The 8,833-nt window shown below is 65.9% G+C and carries 10 protein-coding genes; all 10 read right to left on the bottom strand.

The genetic code is table 11. From position 1 onward, the window contains the following. Positions 1 to 155: 155 nt before the first annotated feature. The gene (locus tag AC3FNH_RS32230; RefSeq protein WP_276099163.1) at positions 156 to 842 is read right to left on the bottom strand and encodes a glutathione S-transferase family protein; all 687 of its coding nucleotides are present in this window, start codon (positions 840 to 842) and stop codon (positions 156 to 158) included. Next, entirely contained in the window at positions 839 to 1,270 is a 432-nt protein-coding gene (locus AC3FNH_RS32225) for a YchJ family protein (protein ID WP_276099162.1), read from the bottom strand. Before AC3FNH_RS32225 ends, AC3FNH_RS32230 begins: the two co-directional genes overlap by 4 nt. Further along, positions 1,267 to 1,962: an HAD family hydrolase gene (locus AC3FNH_RS32220; RefSeq protein WP_276099161.1), complete on the bottom strand. Its 696-nt coding sequence runs from the start codon at positions 1,960 to 1,962 to the stop codon at positions 1,267 to 1,269. Before AC3FNH_RS32220 ends, AC3FNH_RS32225 begins: the two co-directional genes overlap by 4 nt. Next, positions 1,959 to 2,618: a 2-hydroxychromene-2-carboxylate isomerase gene (locus AC3FNH_RS32215; RefSeq protein WP_488722965.1), complete on the bottom strand. Its 660-nt coding sequence runs from the start codon at positions 2,616 to 2,618 to the stop codon at positions 1,959 to 1,961. The genes AC3FNH_RS32220 and AC3FNH_RS32215 overlap by 4 nt, the downstream gene beginning before the upstream one ends. Positions 2,619 to 2,721: 103 nt before the next feature. Then, positions 2,722 to 3,852, bottom strand: coding sequence for an acyl-CoA dehydrogenase family protein (locus AC3FNH_RS32210; protein WP_488722964.1), 1,131 nt, complete (start codon positions 3,850 to 3,852; stop codon positions 2,722 to 2,724). Between the two features lie 33 nt (positions 3,853 to 3,885). After that, entirely contained in the window at positions 3,886 to 4,566 is a 681-nt protein-coding gene (locus AC3FNH_RS32205; RefSeq protein WP_488722963.1) for an SDR family oxidoreductase, read from the bottom strand. A 93-nt stretch (positions 4,567 to 4,659) separates the two neighbouring features. Beyond that, complete coding sequence (locus AC3FNH_RS32200) at positions 4,660 to 5,841, bottom strand: acetyl-CoA C-acetyltransferase (protein WP_488722962.1); 1,182 nt, start codon at positions 5,839 to 5,841, stop codon at positions 4,660 to 4,662. A gap of 72 nt (positions 5,842 to 5,913) precedes the next feature. Next, positions 5,914 to 6,585: a carbonate dehydratase gene (gene can, locus AC3FNH_RS32195; protein WP_488722961.1), complete on the bottom strand. Its 672-nt coding sequence runs from the start codon at positions 6,583 to 6,585 to the stop codon at positions 5,914 to 5,916. Then, positions 6,582 to 8,408, bottom strand: a complete 1,827-nt coding sequence (gene aceK, locus AC3FNH_RS32190) for a bifunctional isocitrate dehydrogenase kinase/phosphatase (RefSeq protein ID WP_488722960.1) — start codon at positions 8,406 to 8,408, stop codon at positions 6,582 to 6,584. Before aceK ends, can begins: the two co-directional genes overlap by 4 nt. A 163-nt stretch (positions 8,409 to 8,571) precedes the next feature. Next, positions 8,572 to 8,833, bottom strand: a 262-nt coding sequence (locus AC3FNH_RS32185; protein ID WP_488722959.1) for an acyl-CoA dehydrogenase family protein, incomplete at its 5' end; no start/stop codon positions are given.

Below are 8,833 nucleotides of genomic sequence, written 5' to 3'. Positions count from 1 at the left end.
CAGCGCCTGCATGGCTTCGGCGTTGGCCTTGAACGCTTCGGAGCGTGCGTTGAGTTTGGTTTCCAGCGTTGGCATGTTGAGGTCTCTTCCCGGTCTCTTGCCGCTTGGTCTCTCGGAGTCGCCGCTTGATCGCCGCTTGATCGCCGCCGCCAGCGTCAGCCGCTGCGCTTCGGCAACGGATGCCCCGGCATCAGCTCATACGGATGCTTCCATCCCGGCAGCGCGCGCATGCGTTCGGCCCACGCGTGGATATGCGGATACTCCTTGCGCCAGTGCACGCCGATCTCGTCGTCGAAGAACACATAGCCCGCCAGCGAGAAATCGGCGATGGTGGCATGCTCGCCGATGACGAACCTGCGGCCGGCCAGCTGCGCGTTCAGCACGCTCCATGCGCCTTCGCAGCGCGTGCGGAAGAACTGCAGCACGGTCGGGTCCGGTGACGCGGCGAAGGTGCGCAGAAAACGGTAAGTGGCGGTGTACGAAGTGAACTTGTGGTTGTCGAACAGCAGCCAGCGCATGACTTCAGCGCGCTCGGCTTCGTTCGCGGCACCGTAGGCATCGAGCCGCGATGCCAGCGTTTCCAGGATCACGCCGGACTGTGACAGCCGCTGGCCGCCGAACTCCAGCACCGGGACTTCGCCCATCACATTGATGGCGCGGTACTCCGGCGTGCGGGTCTCGCCATTGAAATAATCGACAAAGCGCGGCTGCCACAACTGCCGGCCGCGCTGCGCGCTGACGGTCTCCAGCAGCAGTGCCACCTTGTAGGCATTGCCGGACTGGGCAAAGCAGTACAGCAGGTACTCCGGCGTGCCGCCGGATGCCTGGGCTTCCACGCTCATGACGCCTCCCCGATCATGTCGCCATCCACATACAGCCACACCGGCGCCTCGCCGGCCGCGCGCGGCTCGCGCACGAACCGGCTGCGCTCATGCAGCCGCCAGGCGCGCCCGCCCACCTTGTAGCGCGCCACGAATTCCACTTCGGCATGCGTATCGTCCTGCTGGGAATGGGCCTTGATGGTGAGACCCAGCCAGCGGGTGCCCGTGTCCGGCGCCAGGTCCGCGGGGCATGTGGACGGATGCCAGGTCTGCCGCAGCCAGTCCATCTTGCCCATGACATACGCGGTGTAGCGCGAGCGCATCAGCGCCTCGGCATTGGGCGGCACGGCGTCGCCGCGGTGATAGCGGCCGCAGCACGCGGCATAGTCCGCGCCGACGCCGCAGGGGCACGGCGCGGCCGTGGCGCGAGGCGGGCGCTTTGCACTCATCCGAGCAGCTCCGGCAAGTCGCGCATGTCGGTGAACAGGTGGCGGGCCCCTGCGTCGCGCAGCATGGCGGCGTCATTGCGCGCCGCGTAGCCGAACACCGTCATGCCCGCGGCCACGCCGGCCGTGACACCGGTAGGGCTGTCCTCGATCACCGCGCAGCGCGACGGTTCCACGCCCATGGTACGGGCGGCCAGCAGGTACACATCCGGCGCCGGCTTGCTGCGCTCCACCTCGGTGGCCGAGAAGATGTGCTCGCGCCCGTCCTGCTGGAACAGTTCCACCAGGCCCGTGCGCGTGAGCTGCAGCTTGACCTTGATGCGGTCCGCGCCGGAAGCCACGCACACCGGCACCCCGGTGGCGGCGATGGCGGCCACCGCCTCGCGCACGTACGCCACGCTCTGTACCTCGGCCTCCAGCACCTGGTTGCGCCGCACAAACCACTGCGACAGCCAGTTCTCCGGCAACGGCGCGCCGCGCCTGCGCTCGATGTTGTCGAGCTCTTCGCGCACCGCGCGTCCCAGGAACCACTTCGTCGAATCCTCGAGCGAGATGGCGATGCCAAGCTCGTTGAGCATTTCGTTGAGCACGCGGTTGACGATGGGCTCGCTGTCGACGAGCACGCCGTCGCAGTCGAAGATCACACAGTCGAAACGCGAGGATGGGCCGTTCGCGGCCCCGTCTGCTACGGTCATGCGGGTTTCTTTTCCTTGTTGCTGTCCACGCTGGTCACCGCACGCAGTTCGGTCTGGCGGTCACGCTTCAGGTGGTCTTCAATCTGGTTGAAACGGTCGAAGCCCCAGAACGGCTCGCCGTCGATGATGACGAAGGGCGAGCCGAACACGCCCTTGGCCATGGCGACCTCGATCTCGGCCTTGAGCTGGTCCTTGATCTGGTAGCTGGTGGCGCCGGCGTCCATGGCATGCACGTCAACGCCCAGGGGCTCGGCCAGCTTCGAGATCTCCGCCGGCTCGGCGATGTTGATATCGTCCACGAACAGCGCGCGGTAGACCGACCTGGCAAACGCCGTGGCGACATCGGCGCCGTGGTGGTTCTGCAGCCACAGCATGGCGCGCGCGGCATGCGTGGTCGGCAGCGGGAAGTGCGCCGGACGCTTGTACTCGATGTCGTGAAAGCGCGCGGTGCGCTCGAAGTCGCGCCAGCAGTATTCGCCCTTGAGCGGGATCTGCGGCAGCGGCGAGGAGCCGGTGGTCTTGAATACCACGCCGAGCAGGATCGGATGCCAGGCCACGGAGCGGCCGTACTTCTGCGCCAGTTCGTCGATGCGCGTGCTGGCGAAGTAGCCATACGGCGACGAGAAATCAAAGTAGAAGTCGATCGCTGCGGTCATGAACGGGGGCCCTCTGTCGTGAGTGTTGGATGGCTTGGGGAAGCCTCCAGGACGCCTGGCCGTGCTTCCCAAGCCCCATGGTACGCGTGTCGGCGCGCCGCGGCTACGCCAGTGCGCGCGCGATCAGGATCTTCTGGATGTCGCTGGTGCCTTCGTAGATCTGGCAGACGCGCACGTCGCGGTAGATGCGCTCGACCGGGAAGTCGGTGACATAGCCATAGCCGCCGAATACCTGGATCGCATCCGAACAGACCTTCTCGGCCATCTCGCTGGCAAAGAGCTTGGCCATGGCCGCTTCCTTCAGGCAGGGCCGGCCGGCGTCCTTGAGCGAGGCGGCGTGCCACACCATCTGGCGCGCCACGTCGATGCGCGTGGCCATCTCGGCCAGGCGGAACTGCACGGCCTGGTGCTGGAACAGCGGCTGGCCGAAGCTCTCGCGCTCCTTGGCATAGGCCAGCGCCGCGTCGAACGCCGCGCGCGCCATGCCGATGCTCTGCGAGGCAATGCCAATGCGCCCGCCTTCCAGCCCCGACAGCGCCATCTTGTAGCCGGCGCCTTCGTCGCCAAGCAGGTTGGCGGCCGGCACGCGGCAATCCTCGAACACGATCTGCGCGGTATCCGACGAATGCTGGCCGAGCTTGTCTTCGAGGCGCGCCACCACATAGCCCGGCGTGCTGGTCGGCACCAGGAACGCGCTGATGCCACGCTTGCCAGCCGCCTTGTCGGTCACGGCCATGACGATGGCCACGTCGGCATTCTGGCCGCTGGTGATGAACTGCTTGACGCCATTGAGCACGAAGTGGTCGCCATTGCGCACGGCGGTGGTGCGCAGCGCGGCGGCATCGGAGCCCACGTGCGGCTCGGTCAGGCAGAACGCGCCCAGCATTTCGCCACGCGCCAGCGGCACCAGCCACTGCTGCTTCTGCGCTTCATCGGCGAACGCCATCAGCATGCTGCACACGGGGCAGTTGTTGACGCTGATGACGGTCGAGGTGCCGCCGTCGCCCGCGGCGATTTCCTCCAGGATCAGCGCCAGCGACAGGTAGTCCAGGCCGGCGCCGCCGTACTGCTCCGGCACCGCCACGCCATAGGCGCCCAGTGCCGCCAGGTCGCGATGCACGTCCTTCGGGAAGGTCTTGTCGCGGTCCCATTGCGCGGCCTGCGGCGCGATCACCTCCTGCGCGAACTGGCGCACGGCGTCGCGGATCATTTCCTGTTCGGATGTCAGCAGCATGTCGTTTCTGTATGAGGTAAGTCCGGCCCGCGCTTACCAGGGGATAGGGGTGCCGTCGTAGTTGAAGAAGCTGCCGTTGTCGCGGCGTTTGGCCCCGGCCAGCAGTTGGCGCATGCCCTTCACGCTCTGCTGCGGCGTGATGTCCGCCGCCTTGCCGCCCATGTCGGTCTGCACCCAGCCCGGATGCAGCGCCACGCAGGTGGCATGGCGCGCGTCCAGCGACACCGCCTTGAGCGCCGCATTGACGCCCGCCTTGCTGACGCGATACAGCCAGCTGCCATTGCTGTCCATGGAGCCCATGCTGCCCATGCGCGAGGACAGCACCGCCAGCACGCCGCCGTGGCCGCCCAGGCCGGTCTCGACATAGGGCAGCACGAGCGGCAGCGCCATCATCGGGCCGAGCACGTTGACGTGCATGACGCGGTCAAAGTCCTCGCGCGTGACCGGCTGCGCGCCTTCGGTGCGCGGGCCCATCACGCCAGCGTTGTAGATGGCCACATCGAGCGATTCGCCATCGAGCTTCCAGCCCAGGCCGGCCACCGCGCCCGGGTCGGTCAGGTCGGCCTGGTGGGCTTCGGCGCCAAGCGCCTTCAGCGCGGCCACGCCTTCGGGCGTGCGCGCCGCCGCGATGACGCGCCAGCCGTCGGCACGGTACTGGCGTACAAATTCAAGGCCGATGCCGCGCGAGGCACCGAGGATGAGTGCGGTTGGCAAGGCTGGCTCCTGGCGATGGTTGATCGATGGCCTTGGGTTCCTCCCCTCTCCCAATCATGGGAGAGGGGGGAAAACAAGCAGTCGGGTTTCGCGTCAGACGATCTCGATCCCCACCGCCGTCGCTTCGCCGCCGCCGATGCACAGGCTGGCCACGCCGCGCTTGCCGCCGGTCTTGCGCAGCGCGCCGATCAGCGTCGTCATGATGCGCGCGCCCGAAGCGCCGATCGGGTGGCCGAGCGCGCAGGCGCCGCCGTGGATGTTGACCTTCTCGTGCGGGATCTTCAGGTCGTGCATGGCCGCCATTGGCACCACGGCAAAGGCCTCGTTGATCTCGAACAGGTCAATGCTGTCGGTGGTCCAGTCCAGCTTGCGGTAGAGCTTGGCCATGGCCTCCACGGGCGCGGTGGTGAACCAGCCCGGCGCCTGCGCGTGCGTGGTGTGGCCCAGCATGCGTGCGACCGGCTGCAGGCCGAGCTTCTTCGCGGTGGATTCGCGCATCATCACCAGCGCCGAGGCGCCGTCGTTGATCGAGGACGACGATGCCGCGGTGATGGTGCCGTCCTTGGCGAACGCGGGTTTCAGCGCGGGGATCTTGTCGAGCTTGATGCGGCGCGGGCCTTCGTCGGTGTCGATGACGGTGTCGCCGCCCTTGCCCGGCACGGTGACCGGTGCGATCTCCCAGCGGAAGTCGCCCGATGCCGTGGCCTGCTGCGCGCGGCGCACGCTTTCGATCGCGAAGGCATCCTGCTGCTCGCGCGTGAAACCGTACTTGGCGGCGCAGTCCTCGCCGAAGGTGCCCATGGCGCGGCCCTTGTCGTACGCGTCTTCCAGGCCGTCGAGCATCATGTGGTCGTAGATCATGCCGTGGCCGATGCGGTAGCCGCCGCGGCCCTTCGGGATCAGGTACGGCGCGTTGGTCATGCTCTCCATCCCGCCGGCAATGGCGATCTCGAACGAGCCGGCCACCAGGCCGTCATAGACGTTCATGGCCGCGCGCATGCCCGAGCCGCACATCTTGTTGACCGTGGTGCAGCCCACGCCCAGCGGCAGGCCCGCGCCGAGCGCCGCCTGGCGCGCTGGCGCCTGGCCCTGGCCGGCCGGCAGTACGCAGCCGAACACCACTTCCTCGACCTGCTCCGGCTGGATGCCGGCACGTTCGACCGCTGCACGGATGGCAACGGCGCCGAGCTGCGGCGCGGTCAGCGACGCGAATTCACTCTGGAAGGCCGCCATGGGAGTGCGGGCGGCGGAAACGATGACGATCGGGTCTTGCATGTCTGTTCTCCTGATATCGGTATGCGTCTTGGGGGGTACGGCGTGCAATGCGGTGTCGATGTGGACGGCGCGTCAGCGGATCGAAGCCTGCGGCGGGTCGCCGAACTGGCGGTAGGCCGTGGCCAGTTGCTCGCGCAGCTCGTCGTTGTTGCTGGCAGCCATGCCCAGGTCGCGCAGCAGGCCGTCGGAAACGCCATAGACCCAGCCGTGCACGGTCACCTCCTGCCCGCGTGCCCACGCGTCCTGCAGCACCGTGGTCTGGCACACGTTGTTGACCTGCTCGATCACGTTGAGCTCGCACAGGCGCGTGTGGGCATCGTCCTCGCGCAGGATGGTGCCGAGGTAGGCCTCGTGCTTGTCGGCCACGTCGCGCACATGGCGCAGCCAGTTGTCGGCCAGGCCGATGCGCTCGCGCTTGAGCGCCACCTTCACGCCGCTGCAGCCGTAGTGGCCAACCACCGTGATATGGCGCACCTTGAGCACTTCCACGGCGAACTGGATCACCGACAGCGCATTGAGGTCGCTGTGCGCGATCACATTGGCGATGTTGCGGTGGACGAACACCTCGCCCGGCGCCAGGCCCAGGATCTGGTTCGCGGGCACGCGCGAGTCGGAGCAGCCGATCCACAGGTACTCGGGCGCCTGCTGGTTGGCCAGGCGCATGAAGAAGGTCGGGTCTTCCGCGTTGACGCGGTCGACCCAGTCACGGTTGTTGCGGAACAGCTGGGCGATCGCGTCACTCATGCGACTCTCCTTGCAAGGCCGGCGACGGGTGTGCTGTGCCCCGTATTGCCAAAGCGGTAGATGAAGCGTTCGGAAGTGGGATAGGCAAAGAAGTCATGAACTTGTCCGGCCAGCAGCCGGTCCTTGTGGCCCTGCCACATGGCAGGGTCGAATAAATCCTCGTGATGACGCAGGAATGCGTCGCGCACGCGCGGGTTGCCAAGCAGGAAGGTACGGAACGTCTCCGGGAAGATGTCGTGCGGACGCACGGTGTACCAGACTTCGCCCGACATTTCCTCTTCTTCGTTGCGCGGCTCGGGCACGCGGCGCACATTGCAGTCGGTGAAGTACTCGATCTCGTCGTAGTCGTAGAACACCACGCGGCCATGGCGCGTCACGCCGAAGTTCTTGTACAGCATGTCGCCGGGGAAGATGTTCGCGGCGATCAGCTCCTTGATCGCATTGCCATACTCGACGATGCCGTGCTCCACCTGCTCCTCGGTGCCTTCCTGCAGCCAGATGTTCAGCGGCGTCATGCGGCGTTCGATATAGACGTGCCGCACCACGATCTCCTCGCCGCCGTCCTTGCCGCGCTGGTACTCGATCATCGACGGCGCATGCTGTTCCAGTTCGCCCACCAGCTCGTCATCGAAACGCGACAGCGGGAAGGCCACATTGGAGTACTCCAGCGTGTCGGCCATGCGTCCGACGCGGTCGTGCTGCTTGACGAGCTGGTACTTGGACTTGACCAGCTCGCGCGTGGTTTCCTTGGGCGCGGGGTAGAAGTCCTTGATCACCTTGAACACGTACGGGTACGACGGCAGCGTGAACACCAGCATCACCAGCCCCTTGATGCCGGGCGCGCTGATGAACTTGTCCGACGAATGCTGCAGGTGATGCAGGAAGTCCCGGTAGAACAGGTTCTTGCCCTGTTTCTGCAAACCCAGCGAGGTATAGATTTCCGCGCGCGGCTTGCGCGGCATGATGTCGCGCAGGAACGTCACGTAGGCCGACGGGATTTCCATGTCGACCATGAAGTACGAGTGCGTGAACGAGAACAGGATCAGCACCTGCAGCTTCTTCAGCAGCACCGCGTCCAGAACGAGCTTGCCCGACGGCCCGTGCACGATCGGGATCGCCAGCGGATAGGTGCGGTCGCCGTTCAGGATGCGCCCGATGATGAAGGCCGACTTGTTGCGGAAGAACAGCGACGACAGCACGTGGATCTGGAAATTCGGCGCAATGCGGAAATCGCCGAAATGCGCCTCGACGGTGCTCACCACATAGCCGACGTCGCGGCGCAGGTCCTCGAACGGCCGCTCGAGCTGGAAGTTGTGCACGATGCGCTCGAAGCAGTCCGCCATGCCGTGACGGCTGCCCGGGTAGTAGGCGCGGAACGTCGGCTTGATCGGCGACTCCTCGTTCTCGATGTACTCGGTCGAGACGGCCGGGCGCACGAAGATGAAGTCGTTGTTGAAGTACGAGCGGTGCAGCAGGCGCGTGCAGACCGAATTGAAGAAGGTCTCGGCCAGCTCGGGCTGGTGGTGGTTGGTCAGCAGCCCGATGTAGTGCAGCTTGATCTGCTGCCAGATCTCGTCCTCGATGTTCTCGGCGTCGTACTCGTCTTCGAGGATCACGCTGGTCTCGCGCACGCGCTCGTTATAGAACGCAATGCGGTCGCGCTGGATCTGCTGCAGGCCGAGCCAGTCGCCGGCCTCGAACTTCATCTTGGCCTGGTGGCTGACCTCGCGGAACAGCCGGTAGTGCTTGTCGAACCCGTCCAGCATGGTCCGCGCCACGTCGAAGGCAATCTGCGAAGAGAGCAGTTTGGGGAAGTGGGACATGGGACGGGGTGGACGGTCTGGCGGGGTACTGAGATTGTAAATGGGTTTCAGGGCTCGATTTGGTGTGCAGCCCCCCTTGCATGGCTTCGGCTTTCTCCTCCTCTCCCGCTGCGTGGGTGGGAGAGGAGGAAAACCGTCGGGACTGCGAAAGGTGCCATAAAAATCACATCGTTTCTGCAAACAACTCTCGCCCGATCAGCATTCTCCGGATCTCCGAAGTCCCGGCGCCGATTTCATACAGCTTGGCATCGCGCCACAGACGGCCGGCCGGGTATTCGTTGATATAGCCATTGCCACCCAGGATCTGCACGGTCTCGCCGGCCATCCAGGTGGCCTTCTCGGCCGTGTACAGGATCACCGCCGCGCAGTCCTTGCGCACCTGGCGCACGTGGTCGGCGCCGAGCGAGTCGAGGTTCTTGCCGACC

This window comes from Cupriavidus sp. 22TCCZM01-5 (assembly GCF_057798915.1).
This window is presented reverse-complemented; position numbering and strand designations above follow the sequence as displayed.

What these genes read in the sequence shown, in the direction of transcription:
- AC3FNH_RS32215 (WP_488722965.1), bottom strand. Translation starts at nt 2,618, where the DNA reads ATGACCGCAGCGATCGACTTCTACTTTGATTTCTCGTCGCCGTATGGC.
- aceK (WP_488722960.1), bottom strand. Translation starts at nt 8,408, where the DNA reads ATGTCCCACTTCCCCAAACTGCTCTCTTCGCAGATTGCCTTCGACGTG.
- can (WP_488722961.1), bottom strand. Translation starts at nt 6,585, where the DNA reads ATGAGTGACGCGATCGCCCAGCTGTTCCGCAACAACCGTGACTGGGTC.
- AC3FNH_RS32220 (WP_276099161.1), bottom strand. Translation starts at nt 1,962, where the DNA reads ATGACCGTAGCAGACGGGGCCGCGAACGGCCCATCCTCGCGTTTCGAC.
- AC3FNH_RS32210 (WP_488722964.1), bottom strand. Translation starts at nt 3,852, where the DNA reads ATGCTGCTGACATCCGAACAGGAAATGATCCGCGACGCCGTGCGCCAG.
- AC3FNH_RS32225 (WP_276099162.1), bottom strand. Translation starts at nt 1,270, where the DNA reads ATGAGTGCAAAGCGCCCGCCTCGCGCCACGGCCGCGCCGTGCCCCTGC.
- AC3FNH_RS32200 (WP_488722962.1), bottom strand. Translation starts at nt 5,841, where the DNA reads ATGCAAGACCCGATCGTCATCGTTTCCGCCGCCCGCACTCCCATGGCG.
- AC3FNH_RS32230 (WP_276099163.1), bottom strand. Translation starts at nt 842, where the DNA reads ATGAGCGTGGAAGCCCAGGCATCCGGCGGCACGCCGGAGTACCTGCTG.